The 16,956-nt window shown below is 71.4% G+C and carries 17 protein-coding genes and 1 pseudogene; 5 read left to right on the forward strand and 13 right to left on the reverse strand.

Going from position 1 to position 16,956, the window contains the following annotated elements; all coding sequences use genetic code 11:
- The first annotated feature begins 93 nt into the window (after positions 1–93).
- The gene (locus AB0M83_RS10560; protein WP_364515467.1) at positions 94–1,050 is read left to right on the forward strand and encodes a TIGR03619 family F420-dependent LLM class oxidoreductase; all 957 of its coding nucleotides are present in this window, start codon (positions 94–96) and stop codon (positions 1,048–1,050) included.
- 65 nt (positions 1,051–1,115) lie between these two features.
- Here the strand turns inward: AB0M83_RS10560 and AB0M83_RS10565 are convergent.
- The 3 genes and pseudogenes from AB0M83_RS10565 to rlmN form a co-directional block, all read right to left on the reverse strand.
- Positions 1,116–1,339, reverse strand: a pseudogene (locus AB0M83_RS10565) (IS5/IS1182 family transposase); the annotation flags it as partial.
- A gap of 253 nt (positions 1,340–1,592) precedes the next feature.
- On the reverse strand, positions 1,593–1,865 hold the full coding sequence (locus AB0M83_RS10570; RefSeq protein ID WP_364515823.1) for a hypothetical protein: 273 nt from the start codon (positions 1,863–1,865) through the stop codon (positions 1,593–1,595).
- Between the two features lie 34 nt (positions 1,866–1,899).
- The gene (rlmN, locus tag AB0M83_RS10575) at positions 1,900–3,006 is read right to left on the reverse strand and encodes a 23S rRNA (adenine(2503)-C(2))-methyltransferase RlmN (RefSeq protein WP_364515470.1); all 1,107 of its coding nucleotides are present in this window, start codon (positions 3,004–3,006) and stop codon (positions 1,900–1,902) included.
- A 176-nt stretch (positions 3,007–3,182) separates the two neighbouring features.
- On the opposite strand from rlmN, the gene AB0M83_RS10580 reads away from it, so the two are divergent.
- A complete protein-coding gene (locus tag AB0M83_RS10580; RefSeq protein WP_364515473.1) occupies positions 3,183–3,950 on the forward strand; it encodes an RDD family protein in 768 nt (255 codons plus the stop codon).
- A 91-nt stretch (positions 3,951–4,041) separates the two neighbouring features.
- A complete protein-coding gene (locus AB0M83_RS10585; protein WP_364515476.1) occupies positions 4,042–4,635 on the forward strand; it encodes a hypothetical protein in 594 nt (197 codons plus the stop codon).
- On the opposite strand, the gene AB0M83_RS10590 is transcribed toward AB0M83_RS10585, so the two are convergent.
- The 6 genes from AB0M83_RS10590 to AB0M83_RS10615 all read right to left on the reverse strand — a co-directional run bounded on the left by AB0M83_RS10590 (position 4,628) and on the right by AB0M83_RS10615 (position 11,402).
- Complete coding sequence (locus tag AB0M83_RS10590; protein WP_364515479.1) at positions 4,628–6,937, reverse strand: pyruvate dehydrogenase; 2,310 nt, start codon at positions 6,935–6,937, stop codon at positions 4,628–4,630. The genes AB0M83_RS10585 and AB0M83_RS10590 overlap by 8 nt on opposite strands.
- 107 nt (positions 6,938–7,044) lie before the next feature.
- Positions 7,045–7,530, reverse strand: coding sequence for an Lrp/AsnC family transcriptional regulator (locus AB0M83_RS10595; protein ID WP_364515481.1), 486 nt, complete (start codon positions 7,528–7,530; stop codon positions 7,045–7,047).
- A 13-nt stretch (positions 7,531–7,543) separates the two neighbouring features.
- A complete protein-coding gene (locus AB0M83_RS10600) occupies positions 7,544–8,551 on the reverse strand; it encodes an iron-siderophore ABC transporter substrate-binding protein (protein WP_364515484.1) in 1,008 nt (335 codons plus the stop codon).
- Positions 8,541–9,359, reverse strand: a complete 819-nt coding sequence (locus AB0M83_RS10605; RefSeq protein WP_364515487.1) for an ABC transporter ATP-binding protein — start codon at positions 9,357–9,359, stop codon at positions 8,541–8,543. The genes AB0M83_RS10600 and AB0M83_RS10605 overlap by 11 nt, the downstream gene beginning before the upstream one ends.
- A gap of 10 nt (positions 9,360–9,369) precedes the next feature.
- Positions 9,370–10,398: an iron chelate uptake ABC transporter family permease subunit gene (locus AB0M83_RS10610; RefSeq protein ID WP_364515490.1), complete on the reverse strand. Its 1,029-nt coding sequence runs from the start codon at positions 10,396–10,398 to the stop codon at positions 9,370–9,372.
- A complete protein-coding gene (locus tag AB0M83_RS10615; RefSeq protein ID WP_364515492.1) occupies positions 10,395–11,402 on the reverse strand; it encodes an iron chelate uptake ABC transporter family permease subunit in 1,008 nt (335 codons plus the stop codon). The genes AB0M83_RS10610 and AB0M83_RS10615 overlap by 4 nt, the downstream gene beginning before the upstream one ends.
- Positions 11,403–11,563: 161 nt before the next feature.
- On the opposite strand from AB0M83_RS10615, the gene AB0M83_RS10620 reads away from it, so the two are divergent.
- Complete coding sequence (locus AB0M83_RS10620; protein ID WP_364515495.1) at positions 11,564–12,184, forward strand: PadR family transcriptional regulator; 621 nt, start codon at positions 11,564–11,566, stop codon at positions 12,182–12,184.
- Here the strand turns inward: AB0M83_RS10620 and AB0M83_RS10625 are convergent.
- On the reverse strand, positions 12,124–12,933 hold the full coding sequence (locus tag AB0M83_RS10625) for a methyltransferase domain-containing protein (protein ID WP_364515498.1): 810 nt from the start codon (positions 12,931–12,933) through the stop codon (positions 12,124–12,126). The two genes, AB0M83_RS10620 and AB0M83_RS10625, sit on opposite strands and share 61 nt — an antisense overlap.
- Positions 12,934–13,045: 112 nt before the next feature.
- On the opposite strand from AB0M83_RS10625, the gene AB0M83_RS10630 reads away from it, so the two are divergent.
- Positions 13,046–13,891, forward strand: a complete 846-nt coding sequence (locus AB0M83_RS10630) for a VOC family protein (RefSeq protein WP_364515501.1) — start codon at positions 13,046–13,048, stop codon at positions 13,889–13,891.
- On the opposite strand, the gene AB0M83_RS10635 is transcribed toward AB0M83_RS10630, so the two are convergent.
- The 3 genes from AB0M83_RS10635 to frr form a co-directional block, all read right to left on the reverse strand.
- Positions 13,879–15,204 carry an MFS transporter gene (locus tag AB0M83_RS10635; protein WP_364515504.1) on the reverse strand — a complete coding sequence of 442 codons (1,326 nt, stop codon included), beginning with the start codon at positions 15,202–15,204 and terminating at the stop codon, positions 13,879–13,881. The genes AB0M83_RS10630 and AB0M83_RS10635 overlap by 13 nt on opposite strands.
- Before the next feature lie 80 nt (positions 15,205–15,284).
- Complete coding sequence (locus AB0M83_RS10640) at positions 15,285–16,382, reverse strand: phosphatidate cytidylyltransferase (RefSeq protein ID WP_364515506.1); 1,098 nt, start codon at positions 16,380–16,382, stop codon at positions 15,285–15,287.
- Complete coding sequence (gene frr, locus AB0M83_RS10645; protein WP_285484806.1) at positions 16,382–16,939, reverse strand: ribosome recycling factor; 558 nt, start codon at positions 16,937–16,939, stop codon at positions 16,382–16,384. Before frr ends, AB0M83_RS10640 begins: the two co-directional genes overlap by 1 nt.
- Positions 16,940–16,956: the final 17 nt, after the last annotated feature.

A 16,956-nucleotide genomic window follows, 5' to 3' on the forward strand; every position in this document is an offset into this window, starting at 1 on the left:
CCACGCCGGTCGCGGCAGACGGGCTCCACATTGGTGTGAGTGCTCAACGTCCTGCCTTGTCGCCACACCCCAACGATCACAACGGAGAAAGCAATGAAACTCGGACTTCGGTTGCCCCAGAGGCTGGGCGTGGACCTGCAACGTGACGTGGTCGAAGCCGCCAGGACGGCGGAGGCAGCCGGCTACGCCAGTTTGTGGGTGTACGAACGGCTGCTCTTCCCGGAGACGCCCGTCGAACCGTATGCCCCGCCGAACGTGCCGTGGCCGGAGTCCTCGCGGCAGGCTGCCGACCCCTTGGCAGTCCTCACGGCCGCGGCGGTGGCGACCGAGAAGGTGCGCCTCGGTACCTCCGTTCTGGTCGCGCCACTGCACACACCCGTCCAGCTGGCGAAGGCGCTGGCTACGATCGATCAGATCAGTGGCGGTCGCGTGGTCGCGGGGATGAGCACCGGCTGGTCCAGCGATGAATTCCGGGCCGCTGGCACCAGCCGAGCGGATCGCGGGCGCTTTCTCGATGAGACGCTGGACGTCTTCGCTGCGGTGTGGGGGGCGGACCCGGTGTCGTTCCGGAGTGCTCGGGTCGTCATCGACAAGGCCTCGGTCCTGCCTAAGCCCGTTTCGAAGATCCCAGTGATGCTGGGCGGAGGTGGCGCCAACCTGGGCCGCAGCACGAGTTCCAGGGCTGTGCGGCGCATTGCCCAGCGTGCGGACGGCTGGCTGCCGCTGCTCAGCACACCGGGGCCGGCCGGGGCCGCGGAATTGCGTGCGAGCTGGGACCGGATCCGGGACATGGCTGCCGGGTATGGCCGGGACACGAGCGGGATGGAGATGGTCGTGGTGGGGAACGTGACCTTCACCGACCGTCCGGCCGGGGCTGACCGATCGGCGTTCGTCGGCACTCTCGATCAGGTCATGGACGACATCCACACAGCCGCCGATGCGGGCGCGGACGAGCTGATCGTGGATCTGAATCTGCAGGACTGGTTCACGAGCACACGGCAGATGCTCGAGACGGCGGTGGAGATCCGCGAACGAGCCGCAGCCTCATAACCGTTTGTCGCGAACGCCGGAAACGGTGAGAACGGTTCTGCCCAGGCAGCGCCTAAGAGGGGGTCTCAGTAGGTGATCTTCTTGAAGCAGGTGAGGCGGCGGCCAGGGAGGAAGGCGCAGAAGTGGTTGCGTAGCGGTCGTACCGGGTCATCGGCCGGTGGTAGCCGAAGAGCCAGCCGACGAATCGTTCGATGACCTGGCAGTGCTTGCCGAGTTTCTTGCTCGACTCGGTGCCCTTGCGAACGATCCGGACCTTGATGCCCCGTCCGCGAACCCACGCCGACAGGTCGTCGGACAGGACGTGGATCTTCGAGCCGCTCTTGTCGCGGTCGACCCTGTCGGCAAACTCCATGCTCGGGAATCAGCGGCGCCACCAGCGCTCGCCGTCACCGACGGCGTAGTCGCCACCATCCAGCTCTGTTCAGGGGGCAGGCCGACCGGAGGCAACCGAACACGCTCAGCTGGTCAGTCAGCTCTCCACGGTTCGCGGCGCCGAAGTCGCCGGGCGCCCGGCCGCCCCGCCTCAGACGGCGATCGAACGGTCAGCGATCAAGCCACGGAGCGAGCAGCTTCTCCAGGTCGGCGTCCGACAGCGCCCGTGGCCCACCGTGGAACTCGTGCCAGCGCGAGGCGTCACACGCCGCGTTGTACTCGACCTCGAACGCCCGCATCAGCACGTACATGAAGGTTACCGAGCTGAACCGCTCACCCAACAGGGTCCGCGCCTCGCGGGCCACCTCGGTCGCGCCGCGACCGACCACGTCCGCGAGCCGAAGCTCCTCCGCAGCCGGATCCAACAGGCTGGGGGCATACATCACGACAAACACTCCATCATCGAAACGAACAAACTCAGCCTTCAGCGGCCAGCTGGCCACAGGCTGCGGCGATGTCCTGGCCACGGGTGTCCCGGACCGTGCACGCGACGCCGCCGGCGTTCACCAGGCGCACGAACTCGCGCTCGACCGGCTTCGGCGACGCATCCCACTTGCTACCCGGGGTCGGGTTCAGCGGGATGACGTTGACGTGGACCAGCTGGCCCAGGTGCTTGCGCAGCCGCTTCGCGAGCAGCTCCGCCCGCCACGGCTGGTCGTTGATGTCCCGGATCAGCGCGTACTCGATGGACACCCGCCGCCCGGACGTGTCGGCGTAGTACCGCGCAGCCGAAAGGACCTCGTCGACCGACCAGCGCTCGTTCACCGGCACGAGCGTGTCCCGCAGCTCGTCGTCCGGCGTGTGCAGCGAAACGGCGAGACGCACCTGCATCTTCTCGTCCGCCAGCTTACGAATCGCCGGCGCCAGACCCACAGTGGACACCGTCACCGAACGCTGCCCGATCCCCAGCCCACCCGGAGCGGGATCCGTGATCCGCCGGACCGCCGCCACCACGCGCTTGTAGTTGGCCAGCGGTTCGCCCATGCCCATGAAGACGATGTTCGACAGCCGCCCGGGGCCACCCGGCATCGTGCCGTCGCGCATGACCGCCGCCGCCGAGCGGACCTGGTCCACGATCTCCGCCGTCGACAGGTTCCGATCCAGGCCACCCTGGCCGGTCGCGCAGAACGGGCACGCCATGCCGCAGCCCGCCTGGCTCGAGATGCACAGCGTCGCGCGGTCCGGGTAGCGCATCAAAACGCTCTCGAGCAGCGTGCCGTCGTGCGCGCGCCACAGCGTCTTGCGGGTCGCGCCGTTGTCGGCCTGCAAGGCGCGGACCTCGGTCAGCAGCGTCGGCATCAGGTCCGAGACCAGCCGGTCCCGCGACGCCGCCGGGATGTCCGTCATCTCCGCCGGGTCGACCGTCAGCCGCGAGAAGTAGTGGTTCGACAGCTGCTTCGCGCGGAACGGCTTCTCCCCCAGCTCGGCGACGGCGGCGGCGCGCTCGGCCACCGAAAGGTCGGCGAGGTGGCGCGGCGGCAGGCCACGCTTGGGGGCGTCGAAGACGAGCGGGAGGGCAGTCATAACCGAACCAGTCTCCCACGACCCCCGAACCGCCGCCGGAGCCGCCCTGGCCGGGTGTACGCCAGGTCACCCGGCGGACTGGACAGTTCCCGGACAAAGGCGCGGGGCCTGAATCGCCGCCGCGGCACCGCGCGACTTCCCGGCTTGAACGCGAACGGCGGCGAAGGGAAACGACCGTGACCACACCCGGCGGCGGACAGCGCCCGACGACCTGGCGCCGGTGGGGCGCCCGCTGGATCGACTGGCTCCTGCCCTGGCTCATCGGCTCGCCGCTGTGGTTCCCGGCCGGCCACCTCATCCAGTCCGGCGCCGGCGAGCAGGCCGCGCTGCTGACCCGGGACGGTGCCCTCGACGCCGTGTTCGGCAAATGGGGCGACCTCGACGACGTCGGGCTCGCGGCGCTGTCCGGCTACTGGGGCACCATCGTGCTCATCGTCGGCTGCACGCTCACGGTGCAGGTCCTCCTCGTCGCGGCGTACGAGGTCGGCTTCGTGCACCGGTTCGGCCGGACCCCGGGGAAGATGGCGTTTTCGCTGACCGTCATCCGGGCCGGGACGGGTGCGGCCGGCGGGGCCCGGCTTTCGCTCATGGCGACCGCCCGGCGCACCGCGATCGCGGTCGTGCTCCCCGGGCTGGCCTGGGTGTTGCTGATCCTCGCGCTGCTGGACCTCAGCCTCCTGTGGACGGCCGTCGGCGTCCTACTGCTCGCGGGATCGATCGCCGACTGCCTCGCCCTGCGGGCCGCGCCCGAAGGCCGCACCTGCTGGCACGACCGCCGCGCCGGGTCGGTCGTCGTCCCGGTCACCTGGGTGCAGCAGCTCCGGCAGGTGCAGGACTCGCAGGCCGCGGCTCAGCTGCGTGAATCGGGCCGCCGCGCCGCCGATGAGATCCGCGCGCTGCGGTCCCGCGTGGCCGGTAATCCGGTGGACGACACCGCGTCCTGACGTCTCCGTGCGCCCTGGCTAGATTGTCGATCGCCCGGTGAAACCGGCCGGGGCGCTCGAGAGTCCAAGGGCGGACGAAAGAGGTGAGCCCGTGCGGAGCCGTTTCTTCCTGGCCGTCGCGGTGGTGCTGGGCACCGCCGCCTGCAGCACCGCCACCGGCGGTCAGGCGCAGCCCGTCCCGACCGTGACCAAGGTCGCCGGGCCGCAGATCGTGATCGCGACCATGCACGTCGCCCTGCCCGTCGGGGCGAAGTACACGGACAAAAGCGAGGACGGCCTCCTCGACGGCTGTGTCGCCGAAGGCGGCGCCGTCTGCCAGGCGCGGCTGCTGGACCTGCGCGAAGCGACTTCGGACCCCAACGCGCCCATCAACCTGCCCAGCGCGAAGCGGCCCTTCGGGTGGTACACCGGCACGGACGTCCCGACCTGCATCACCGCCGCCTCGCCGCCCGGCGACGCCGCCGTCGCGACCGGCAGCGACCTGCTCGAGTCCGGCTTCAAGCCGATCGGCCCGAAGAAGGCCGAGTACGGCAAGTGGCAGGTCACCTGCCAGGACTCGACGCAGAACAACCAGGTCCGGATGTGGTGGCTGCCGACGAGCAAGATCCTCGTCGTCGAGTACGGGTCCTTCCCCGAATGGGACGAGAAGATGGACTCGATGCTCGCGGCGGCGACGTTCAGCTGACGACGTCGAGCGCCGCCCGGATGATCGCGTCGGTGTCGATGCCGTGGTGGCGGTACACGTCCTCCAGCGACCCGGACTGACCGAAGCCCGTCACGCCCAGCGCGACCGACGGCACCCGGTTGATCCCGGCCAGGAACGCCAGCGTGTGCGGGTGCCCGTCCAGGACGGTGACCAGCGGCTTCGCCCGGGAAGCCGGGAACGCCTGGTCGAGGATCCACGACTCCCCGCCGCCCCGGCCCGAGCGCGCCTGCAGAGCCTCGAACAGCAGGCCCGGGCTCGTCACGCACACGACGTCGGCCTCGACCCCCACCTGGGCCAGCCGCTCGGCCGCCGCCAGGGTGTCCGGCACCAGCGCGCCCATCGCCGCCAGCGTGACCGCGGGGGAATCCGCGCGGCGCAGCAGGTACGCGCCCGCGACGACCTGACGGCGACGGCGTTCGCGCGCCGCCGGGTCCGTGGGCACGCCGGCCAGGGTCTGGTCGACCGGACGCGTCGAGAGCCGGAAGTACGACGACGTGCCGCCCGGCTTGCCCAACCGGCCGAGGGCCGCCAGCAGCGTCCACTCCGTGTCGATCGCGAACGCCGGTTCGTAGCTGACGCAGCCGGGCTGTTCGATGCCGATCGACGGCGTGGTGATCGACTGGTGCGCGCCGCCCTCCGGGGCGAGCGTGACACCGGACGGCGTGCCGATCAGGATCGACTGCCCGCCCGCGTAGATGCCGAACGACCACGGTTCCAGCGCGCGCTCGACGAACGGGTCGTACATGACGCCGATCGGCAGCAGTGGCTCGCCCCAGCGGCTCCAGGTCGCGCCCAGCTCGCCGAGCAGCCCCACGAGGTTCGTCTCGGCGATGCCCAGCTCGACGTGCTGCCCGGTCGGCTTCTCCCGCCAGTGCATGATCGTTTCGGGGTCGTCGTCGAACCAGTCGCGGCGCTCGGTCGCGGACCAGACGCCGACCTTGTTGACCCAGCCGCCGAGGTTGGTCGTCGAGCTGACGTCGGGACTGACCGTCACGACCCGCTTCGCCGCTTCGGGGGCCTCGCGCGTCAGGTCGAGCAGCACGCGTCCCAACGCGGCCTGGGTCGTCGCGGTCCCGGACGGCGTCCGCCCGATGTCGACCGGCAGCTCAAGCGAAGGCGCCGAAGGGACGTCAGGACGGCGAAGGCGTGAAGCGACTTCAGCGCACAACGCAGCTTCGGACGTCCCCTCAGCGAAGCCCTCCCACGGCGAAGCGAGGTCCGTTCCCAGCGACGAAGCCAGCTCTTCCATCTGCGCGACGGTCAGCAGCGACGAGTGGTTCTGCGGGTGTCCCTGGGTGGGGAGGCCACGGCCCTTGACGGTGTAGGCGAAGATCACCGTCGGCCGGCTGTCCGAAATGGACGCGAAGACCTCGTCGAGCGAGCCGAGGTCGTGGCCACCGAGGTTCCGGATCGCGGCCAGCAGCGTCTCGTCGTCCAGCGAGGCGACCAACGAAGCCAGCGCGGCGTCGCCCGCGGGAAGCCGGTCACGCAGCTGGGCCGCGTCGCAGCGCAGCAGCCGCTGGTACTCGGGGTTCGGCATCGCGTCGATGCGCGCCCGCAGCTCCGCGCCGCCGGGCCGGGTGAACAGCTCCTCCAGCAGCCGCCCGTACTTCAGCGTCAGCACCTGCCAGCCGGCCGCGTCGAACATGCCCTGCAGCCGCCCGGCCGCGATGTTCGGCACGACGCGGTCGAGCGACTGGCGGTTGAGGTCGACGATCCAGACGATTTCGCCCAGCTCCGCGACCCCCGGGTCGAGGATGGCTTCCCAGATCGCGCCTTCGTCCAGTTCGGCGTCGCCGACCAGCGAGTACTGGCGGCCCGAGCCGGCGGACGAGCCCCGCGTCGTCAGGTAGCGGCGGGCCAGCGCGCCCCAGATCGGGGCGGTCGCGCCGATGCCGACCGAACCGGTCGAGTAGTCCACCGGGTCGGGGTCCTTGGCGCGGCTCGGGTAGCTCTGCAGCCCGCCGAACTCGCGCAGCGTCGGCAGGTAGGCCTCGTCCAGCTCGCCGAGCAGGTAGTTGATCGCGTGGAGCACCGGCGACGCGTGCGGCTTCACCGAGACGCGGTCCTCGGGACGCAGGTGCCGGAACCACAGCGACGTCATGATCGAGACCAGCGACGCGCACGACGCCTGGTGCCCGCCGACCTTGAGCCCGGACGGGTTGGGCCGGACGCGGTTGGCCTGGTGCACGATCGCGGTGGCGAGCCACAGCACCCGCCGTTCGATCGCGGCGAGCTCGTCCGAGCCGGTCGCCGGAGCCGTCGGGGAGGCCTGAGTCATCGTCGACACCTTTCGTGCAGGAAGCGCCCCCTAGGACAGCACTGGTGGACGCAACGCACAACCGATACCGCCGGAAGTGAGCAGAATGCCCACCGGCGACGGACGGCTCAGGTCTCCGGCTGCGCAGAATGCACGCGCTCGAGCAGGGGCGTCAGCCGGTACGGGACGAGTTCGCGCATGACGAGCGAGATGTTCGTCCGCTCGACCCCGGGCGAGGCCAGGATGCGCCCGGCGATCCGGTAGAGGTCGTCGGCGTCGACGGCCACCACCTGCACCATCAGGTCGCTCGCCCCGGTCAGCCCGCACACCTCGGTGACCTCGGGAATCGTCGCGAGCGCGTCGGCGATTTCGGCCAGCCGCCGCTGGTCGACCTGCGCGTTGACGAACGCCCGCAGCGGGTAGCCCAGGCGAGCCGGGTCGATGCGGCGTTCGAACGACCCGAGGACGCCGCGCTGCTCCAGCCGCGCGAGCCGGGCCTGCACCGTGTTGCGGGACAGGCCCAGCCGTTCGGCCAGCGCGACCGCCGTGGACCGGGGGTCCTCCCCCAGCGCCTGGAGCAGGCGCGCGTCGATCTCGTCGATGGTTTCCGGCACGCCGCCGATTTTGTCAGCCCAGGTACTTCTCGAGGTCGTCGAGGACCCGCATGGCCCCGATCGGGCCGAGGCCGAGGAACCACACCTCGTCGGCGACCGGGATGGCGTGCTTGGCCTTCACCGCGCCCAGCCCGGCCCACAGCCCGCTGCTCGTGACGGCCTTCTCGTCGGCGCTCGGCCCCGCGCCGTAGCTGGAGTAGAAGATCCAGTCGGCGTCGGCTTCGTCGATGCGCTCCTTGGAGATCTGCGCGGCGAGTTCGTCGATGTTCTGGTTCGCCGGCCGCTCCAGGCCGACGTCCTTGAGGACGACGCCGATGAAGGACAGGTTGCCGTAGAGCCGGATGTTGCCGGAGAGGAACCGCAGCAGCGAGATCTTGGGCGCCCCCTTGATCCCGGCCTTCACCTCGTTCGCGCGCTTCTGGTAGTCGTTCAGCAGCCCGACGGCCTTCGTCTCGTCGCCCAGCGAGGCCCCGATCAGCAGCAGGTTCTCCTTCCACGGGAAGCCGGGCCGGATGCTGAACACCGTCGGCGCGATCTTCGACAGCTGCGGGTAGAGGTCGTTGGCGCGCAGCTTGCTGCCGACGATCAGGTCCGGGTCCAGCGCGGCGATCTGCTCGAGGTTCAGATTGTTGATCTCCCCCACCGCCGGGATGCCCTTGACGCGGTCGGCCAGGTAGGACGGCACGCCGCTCTGCCCGGCGGTGGTGGCCATGCCGACCGGGGTGACGCCGAGCGCGAGGACGTCGTCGAGCTCCCCGCTGTCGAGGACCACGACCCGCGTGGGCTTCTTGTCGAGCTTCGTCTTGCCCAGCGCGTGCGTGACGGTGCGCGGGAAGACACCCGGGCTGACGTCCGCGCCCAGCTTGGCGGTCTCGCTGTCGGCGGTCGAGAACAGGCGCCCGCCCGTCGCGACTTCCTGGTCGCCGACGCCGGAGCTGCTCGGCTTTTCCGGCTGGCCGCAGGCGGCGAGGAGCGTGACCGACGACAGGACGGCGACCACGGATGTCCACTTAGGACGCATCGGGAGTTCCTTCTTCTCGGGGGGTGGCCCGCCGCCGGCCGATCGGGACGACCAGGGGCGTGGCGGAGACGGGGTCTTCGATGACCCGGCAGGGCATGCCGAAGACGTCGGCGACGAGCTCGGCGGTGAGGATGTCGGCGGGCGCGCCCTCGGCGGCGATCCGGCCGTCCTTCATCGCGATCAGGTGGTCGCCGTAGCGGGCGGCCAGGTTGAGGTCGTGGAGGACGATGACGATCGTCCGGCCGTCCTCGGCGTTCAGCTCGGACAGCAGGTCGAGAACCTCGACCTGGTGGGCGATGTCGAGGAACGTCGTGGGCTCGTCGAGCAGCAGCAACGGCGTCCGCTGCGCCAGCGCCATGGCGATCCACACGCGCTGGCGCTGCCCGCCGGACAGCTCGTCGACGGGCCGGTCGGCCAGCTCGACGGTGTCGGTCGCGAGCATCGCCTTCGCGACGGCGTCGTCGTCCTCGTCGCTCCAGCGGCGGAACATCCCCTGGTGCGGGTAGCGGCCGCGGCCGACGAGGTCGGCGACGGTGATGCCTTCGGGCGCGGTCGGCGACTGCGGCAGCAGGCCCAGCACGGTCGCGACGTCCTTGCTGCGCCACGTCGTGAGGCCCCTGCCGTCGAGGTAGACGGCGCCCGCGGTCGGCGTGAGCAGCCGCGCGAGCCCGCGCAGGAGCGTCGACTTCCCGCAGGCGTTCGTCCCGACGATCATGGTGACCTTGCCGGGCGGGATCCGGACGGAGAGGTCCTTGACGACCCGCAGCGGCCCGTAGCCGAGGTCGAGGTTCTCGGTGTGCAGTGTCACGGCGTTCCTCTCACACTCGCCCGGCGCGGTTGGCCGTCGCGAGCAGCCACAGCAGGTAGGGCGCGCCCACGGCGCCGGTGACGACGCCGACCGGCAGCTGGGCGCCGAGCAGGTGCTGGGCGGCGAAGTCGCCCAGCAGCACCACGAGCGCGCCGGTCAGCGCCGCGGGGACGAGTCCCGCGCGAGCCCCGCCGATGAGCCGGGTCGCGATCGGGTTGGCCACGAAGGCGACGAACGCGACCGGCCCGGCGGCCGCCGTCGCGAACGCGGCCAGCGCGACGGCGACCAGGAGGAGCGTCACGCGGCTGCGTTCGACGCGCAGGCCGAGCCCGGCGGCGGTGTCGTCGCCCAGCTGCAACCCGGTGAGCGCGCGGCTCTGGACCAGAGCCGCCGGCAGCAGGACGACGAGCGCGGCGGCGAGCGGCAGGGCGTGGTCCCAGCCGCGGCCGTTGAGGTTGCCCGTCAGCCAGACCAGGGCCTGCTGGGCGAGGGTGACGTCGGCCCAGGTCATCAGGTACGAGACGACGCTGGTCAGCACCGCGCCGACGCCGACGCCGACGAGCACCAGCCGGTAGCCGTGGACGCCGCCGCGGCGGGCGAGCAGGTAGATCGTGGCGCCGGTGAGCAGCGCGCCGGCCAGCGCCGCGGCCGAGACGACCGCGCCGCCGGCCCCGACCAGCACGATCGCGACGACCGCCGCCGCGCTCGCGCCCTGCGTCACGCCGATGACGTCGGGGCTGGCCAGCGGGTTGCGCAGGAGGCGCTGGAAGAGCGCGCCGGAGGTCCCGAAGGCGACGCCGACGAGCACGCCGGTGACGGCTCGGGGCAGCCGGAGCTCGGTGACGACGTAGGCCGCGCGGCCGACGCCGTCGCCGCCGAACAGGAGGCCGGGAAGGTCGCCGAGCGGGACCGGGAAGTCGCCCACCGCCAGGGAAAGCGCGAAGACGACGACGATCGCGACGAAGAGCAGCAGGGACACCGAACGGGTCCGGACCACGCCACGGCGGCGCGCGGCGGCGACCACCTCGACGGCGTTCACACCGCCACGACCTTCCGGCGCCGCACCAGGAACACGAACACGGGCGCGCCGACGAGCGCGGTGACGATCCCGACCTGCACCTCGGCCGGGCGCGCGACCACGCGGCCCAGCACGTCGGAAACCAGCAGGAGCAGCGGCGCCAGCAACGCCGAGTACGGCAGCAGCCAGCGGTGGTCGGGGCCGGTGAGCAGCCGCGCGGCGTGCGGCACGGTCAGCCCGACGAACGCGATCGGCCCGGCGATCGCCGTCGCCGAACCGCACAGCACGACGACGGCGAGCGCGCACACCAGCCGCGCGACCGGCACGTTCTGGCCGAGCGAGCGGGCGACGTCCTCGCCGAGCGCGAGCGCGTTGAGCAGCCGGGCGGAGACGAGCGCGAGCACGACGCCCGCCAGGACGAACGGCACGGCCTGGGTGATCGTCGCCGCGTCCCGGCCGGTCAGCGAGCCGACCTGCCAGAAGCGGTACTGGTCGAAGGTCGTGGCGTCGGTCAGCAGCAGCGCGCTCGTCACCGAAGCCAGGGCCGCCGTCACCGCGGCGCCGGCGAGCGCGAGCTTCACCGGTGTCGCCCCCGCCCGGCCGAGCGAGCTGACGCCGTAGACGACAGCCCCGGCCGCCGCGGCACCCGCGAAGCCGAACCACACGTAGCCGCCGACGCTGGTGATGCCGAACGTGCCGATGCCCAGGACGACGAAGAGCGCCGCGCCGGCATTGACGCCGAGCAGTCCGGGGTCGGCCAGCGGGTTGCGCGTCGCGCCTTGGATGACGGCGCCGGACAGGCCCAGCGCGACGCCGGCGAGCACCCCGGCGAGCGTGCGCGGGAGCCGGAGTTCGCGGACCACGAGGTGGTCGGGGTTCGCCGGGTCGAAGTGGAAGAGCGCGTCCAGCACGGTGCCCGGGCTCAGGCCGCGGGTGCCGACGGCGATGCTGAGCAGCACGGCGGCGGCGAGCGCCGCGGCGAGGACCAGCAGCCCCGCCGTCAGCGGGAGCGATCGGGTGCGCACTGGTCGTTACCTTTGCTAACAGGTGTTTAGGCTTGCCTAATCTAAGGCTCAGCACTTGAAGGCTCAAGTTCCGTGAGCGGCATCACCGGACCGAGGTTGTCATCCGACCGTTTCCGATATATCGTGAACGTGTCGCAACAGTTCGAGAAAGGAACCCAGACATGCGTAGGCAACGACACCCCTTCGCTCACGAACGTGGGCGCGCCTCATTCGGGCCCTTCGGTGGTTTCGGCGAGTTCCCCCCGGGCTTCGGCCCCGGTGGACGCGGTCGCGGCCACGGACCGGGCCGGCGGGGTCACGGCGGACGGCGCAGCCGCCGCGGTGACGTCCGCGCCGCGATCCTGGCGCTGCTCGCCGAGCAGCCCCGGCACGGCTACGAGATCATCCGCGAGATCGGCGAACGCTCCGGCGGCTTCTGGCGGCCGAGCCCCGGCTCGGTCTACCCGACGCTGCAGCTGCTGGCCGACGAAGGCCTGGTCATCAGCAAGGACGAGCACGGCAAGAAGCTCTTCGAGCTGACCGACGCCGGCCGCACCGCCGCGGAAGAGCAGGACAGCACCCCGCCGTGGGAGCACATCGCGCAGGACGTCGACCCGACCGAGGTCGGGCTCGCCAAGGCGGGCAAGAACCTGGCCGCCGCCGTCGTGCAGATCATGCGCGCGGGCACCGAAAGCCAGCAGGCCCGCGCGGCCGAAGTGCTCAACGACGCCCGGCGATCGCTCTACGGCATCCTCGGCGAAGACGACGAGGAATCCGCTTCGGGTGAAGCGGCAGCCGAGTGACCTGGTACGACGAGGCCGGTGGGCTTGACCCGCGTGTGGACGCGGTAGCCCACCGGCAGCGTCAGGTCGTGCGCGCGATTCCCATTACGCTGCACCGACTCCGCGATCGCCTGTTCGGCGACGCGCTTGCTGAACTCGATCTTCAGCACCGTCTCGAGGTCCCGCGCCGTCTGGAACCGCCATTCGGTGGTGACCCGGCGGCAGCCGAACCCGGCCCGGGCGAAGAACCGTTCGACGGCGCCCGGGTCGTAGTGCGGTAGGTCGGCGCGCATCCAGGTGCCGTAGGGCTCGCTGGTCACGTCGAGGTCGACGATCAGGAGCACCCCGCCCGGCCGCAGCACCCGCTCCGCCTCCGCGAGCCCCGGCTCGCAGCCGGGCCCGAAGAAGTACGCCGTGCGCGCGTGGACGACGTCGACGCTCGCGCTGCGGACCGGCAGCCGCTGGGCCCGGCCCATCTTGACGTCCACGTTCGACAGACCCTTCACGCGCTCCAACGCGCTTCGCACGAGCGGCTCGTGGGGCTCCACCCCGAGCACCGAACGCGCGTCGCGCGCGAAGCGCGGCAGGTGGAACCCGTCGCCGCAGCCGATGTCCAGCACGTCCCGGCCGACCCAGTCACCCTCTTCACGCAGCACGCGCCAGATCTCGCCGCCGCTGTCCTGCGCCCGGTTCTCCAGCTCGTAATCGGCCTGGTAGTACCAGATGTTCGGACTCGGCACGACCTCCGCGCGCCGGGACGACCACCGCACCGTTGCTCCTTTCGGGCCCTTCACCCGCCGACAGTGATCGACCGGCGGCGAATTCTTGGCGGAAACCTTACGGATCACGCATAGAATTCGGTGGGTCTCGGGAGGAGCACCCATGGCGATCGACCCGTCCAGTACCCCATCCCCGGTCCCGGCCGGAATTCCGTGCTGGATCGAGCTGGCCTGCCGCGAGCAGGCCGTGGCGGAGAGATTCTACGGGGCCCTCTTCGGCTGGACGTACGCCACTCAGCGCGACCCGGCGACGTCCGACGGCCGGTACGCCATCGCGACGCTGAACACGGTCCCGGTGGGCGGCCTCTACCGCGCCGCTCAGGGCGCGCCGCTGGGCTGGATGCCGCACCTGTCCGTGCCGCACACCGCGAGTGCGGCCGAATGGGTGGAGCACCTCGGTGGGCGGCTGACGCTCGGGCCGATGCCGATCCCGCAGCGCGGCACGATCCTGCACGCCTTCGACGCGTGCGGCGCGCCGGTGGTGTTCTGGGAGGTGCCGCCGGACTGGGAGTTCGTCACCGGGATCCCCAACACCTTCAGCGGCGCGGACCTCAACACCCACGACGGCGTCGCGGCGGATCACTTCTACACCAAGCTGTTCACCTACGGGAGCCACCAGATCGGCGACGGCGAGTCGCTGGACTACGTCGAATGGCTCATCGAGCACGAGCCGGTGCTGTACCGGTACGTGATGGGCTCGGAGTACAGCATCGACACGCCGCCGCACTGGCTCGTCTACTTCGACATCGACCCGGCCCGCGGCGTCGACGCCGTCGCCGGCGAAGCGCTGATGAACGGCGGCACCGTCGTGATCCAGCCCTACGACACGCCGTTCGGCCGGATGTCGATCCTCGCCGACCCGGAAGGTGCCGTCTTCGCGGTGATCGACCACTCGCGCGTCTCCGAGGAGTGGGGCCGCGCCGAAGTCGACGATCCCTACGACGACTGACGCCCGGCGAACGCGAGCCCCGCGACGAGCGCGTAGCCGCCCGCCACCAGCCACATCCCGGTGGCGGGCAGCAGCGCGCCGACGAGCGCGACGCCGATCGCTCCCCCGGTCTGCCGCGACGCGTTGAGCACGCCCGCGGCCAGCCCGGCCTTGCCCGGCAAGGAGTTCATCGCCAGCGACGTCATCGCGGGCATGGCCAGCGAGCAGCCGCCGAACACGACCGAGACCACGGCGAACAGCACGAGCGCGCGGTCCGCGGGCAGCAGCGCGAAGCCCGCCGAACCGGCCAGGCCCGCCAGCGCGCCGGCGACCATCGGCACGCGCGGGCCGAAGCGCCCGGTCAGGCGGCCGCTGAAGAACGCGTTGAGCCCGACCACCAGCGTCAGCGGCACCAGGGCGAGCCCGGCGGCGAGCGCGCCGAGCGACCAGGCGCGCTGCAGGTACAGCGCGAGGCAGAAGAGCGTGCCGTAGAGGCAGAAGTTGAACAGGCCGCCGATCCCGGTCGCCACCGCGAAGTTACGGATCTTCAGGATGCCGAGCGGCAGCACGGGTTCCGCGACGCGCTTTTCGACCGCCACGAACACCGCGCCGGCCACCAGTCCCCCGGCCAGCAGCGCGAGGGTCGCGGGCGCGAACCAGCCGGCGTGCCCGGATTCGATGAATCCGGCGACGATCCCCGCGAGCGACGCCGTGCCCGTCACCTGCCCGAACGGATCGAGGCGGGTGGCGCTGTGGCGTGGCGGTTCCGCGACCGCGCGGCGCGTCAGCACGATCGCGACGACGCCGACCGGGACGTTGACCGCGAAGACGAGCCGCCAGTCGGCGAGGCCGACCGCGAGCCCGCCGAGCATCGGCCCGGCCGCGAGCCCGACCCCGCTCATGCCGCCCCACACGCCGAGGGCGCGCGCCCGCTCCCGCGCGTCCGGGAACTGGTGGACGATCAGCGCGAGCGACGACGGCAGCAGCGCGGCGGCACCCGCGCCCTGGACGGCCCGTGCCGCGATCAGCCAAGCCGTGTCACCGGCGAGTGCGCAGCCGATGCTCGCGACGACGAAGACGGCGACGCCCGCTTCGAAGACGCGTCGCGAACCCCACCGGTCGCCGGCGGCGCCCCAGGTGAGCAGGAACGCGGCGAGCGTGACGGTGTAGGCGTCGACGACCCACTGCAGCGCGGCGGTCGACGGTTCGCCGAAATCGGCCCCGATCGCGGGCAGGGCGAGGTTCACGATGGTCGCGTCGAGCGTGATCATCACGAAGCCCAGGCAGACGGCGGTGAGCGCCAGTTTCGCCGGGGCGCGGGTCTCGGTGGGCATGTCCCGAGTGAAACCCACCGAAGCTTCGGTGGTCCACGACGTGTCGCCTACCGCTGGGAGGCGACGGCTCCCACCGCAGGTCAGCCGAGCGGGACGAACGCCGAAAGCAGGAGCCAGGACACCACGGCCGAAGGCAGCAGCGAGTCGAGGCGATCCATGATCCCGCCGTGCCCGGGCAGCAGGGTGCCCATGTCCTTGACGCCGAGGTCGCGCTTGATCAGCGACTCGACGAGGTCGCCCAGGGTCGCGGTCAGCACGATCGCGACACCGAAGATCACGCCCTGCCAGACGTGGCCGTCCAGCAGCAGGCTGAGGGTCAGGGCGCCGGCCACGACACCGCCGACGACCGAACCCGCGAAGCCTTCCCAGGTCTTCTTCGGGCTGATCGACGGCGCCATCGGGTGCTTGCCGCCGAGCACGCCGGCGATGTAGCCGCCGGTGTCCGAGGCGACGACGCCGATCAGGAAGGTCAGGACTCGCCCGACGCCGTCCGACGGCGGCACGAGCATCGCCGCGAAAGCGCCGAAGAGCGGCAGGTAGGCGGCGGCGAACACCGACGCGCTGATGTCGCGCAGGTAGCCCTTCGCGCCGCCGGGCAGGCGCCACAGCAGGCAGGCGAGCACAGTGAGGACGAACGCGGTGAGCGCGCCTTCGCGGCCGAACGGCCAGGCGAGCCAGATCATCGCCTGCCCGCCGACGAGCACCGGGATCATCGCGACCCGCGTGTCGGCGACCCGGCGCAGCACCCCGGCGAACTCGAAGGTGCCGACCGCGATCGCGATCGCGATGATCCCGATGAACAGGAAGCGCACGGTGAGCAGGGAAACGATGATCGCGGCCCCGAGCAGCAGCCCGACCCCGATCGCCGCGGGCAGGTTCCGGCCGGCCTTGGAGGCCTTCTTGGCCTCGGGGGCCGGGACAGCCGGCCCGGCCGCGGCGCTTCCGGCAGCCGACAACCGGTCCGCTTCGCCGCTTCCCGGCGCCTCGGCCGCGAGCGGCGTTTCCGCCGCGCTCGAATCCGAGGCCGCGGGCGCGCCCGGTTCCGGCGTCGCGGTGGTTCCCGGGAACTCCGGCGTGGCCGGAGCGCCGGTGTCCGGTGTCCCCGGCGCCCCGGGAGCCGCCGGCTGATCCCCGGTGGCTTCCACCCGGTCCTCGCGTTCCTCGCTCACCTGTGCCATCAGACCTCGAGCAGCTCGGCTTCCTTGTGCTTGACCAGCTCGTCGACCTTGTGCGAGTAGGTGTCGGTGAGGTTCTGCAGTTCCTTCTCCGCGCGCACGACCTCGTCTTCGCCCGCTTCGCCGTCCTTGCCGATGCGGTCGAGCTCTTCCTTGGCCTTGCGGCGGATGCTGCGGATGGTCACCCGGGCGTCCTCGCCCTTGCTCTTGGCGACCTTGACCATCTCCTTGCGCCGCTCCTCGGTGAGCTGCGGGATGACGATCCGGATCACGTTGCCGTCGTTACTCGGGTTGACGCCGAGGTCGGACTCGCGGATCGCCTTCTCGATGGCGTTCAGCTGCGACTGGTCGTAGGGCTTGATCAACGCCATCCGCGCCTCCGGCACGTTGACGCTGGCCAGCTGGTTCAGCGGGGTCGGCGCGCCGTAGTAGTCGACGACGATGCGCGAAAACATCGACGAGGTGGCCCGGCCGGTGCGCACCGACGTCAGGTCGTCCTTCGCGACGGACACCGCTTTTTCCATCTTCTCCTCGGCGTCGAGGAGGGTCTCGTCGATCACGGCTACTCCCGGTGTTG

The organism is Amycolatopsis sp. NPDC051106 (assembly GCF_040682775.1).
Lineage (GTDB): Bacteria > Actinomycetota > Actinomycetes > Mycobacteriales > Pseudonocardiaceae > Amycolatopsis.

Coding starts and splice junctions, on each gene's coding strand:
- AB0M83_RS10570 (WP_364515823.1), bottom strand. CDS start 1,865: ATGTATGCCCCCAGCCTGTTGGATCCGGCTGCGGAGGAGCTTCGGCTC.
- AB0M83_RS10620 (WP_364515495.1), top strand. CDS start 11,564: ATGCGTAGGCAACGACACCCCTTCGCTCACGAACGTGGGCGCGCCTCA.
- AB0M83_RS10560 (WP_364515467.1), top strand. CDS start 94: ATGAAACTCGGACTTCGGTTGCCCCAGAGGCTGGGCGTGGACCTGCAA.
- AB0M83_RS10630 (WP_364515501.1), top strand. CDS start 13,046: ATGGCGATCGACCCGTCCAGTACCCCATCCCCGGTCCCGGCCGGAATT.
- AB0M83_RS10635 (WP_364515504.1), bottom strand. CDS start 15,204: ATGCCCACCGAGACCCGCGCCCCGGCGAAACTGGCGCTCACCGCCGTC.
- AB0M83_RS10590 (WP_364515479.1), bottom strand. CDS start 6,937: ATGACTCAGGCCTCCCCGACGGCTCCGGCGACCGGCTCGGACGAGCTC.
- AB0M83_RS10600 (WP_364515484.1), bottom strand. CDS start 8,551: ATGCGTCCTAAGTGGACATCCGTGGTCGCCGTCCTGTCGTCGGTCACG.
- rlmN (WP_364515470.1), bottom strand. CDS start 3,006: ATGACTGCCCTCCCGCTCGTCTTCGACGCCCCCAAGCGTGGCCTGCCG.
- AB0M83_RS10640 (WP_364515506.1), bottom strand. CDS start 16,382: ATGGCACAGGTGAGCGAGGAACGCGAGGACCGGGTGGAAGCCACCGGG.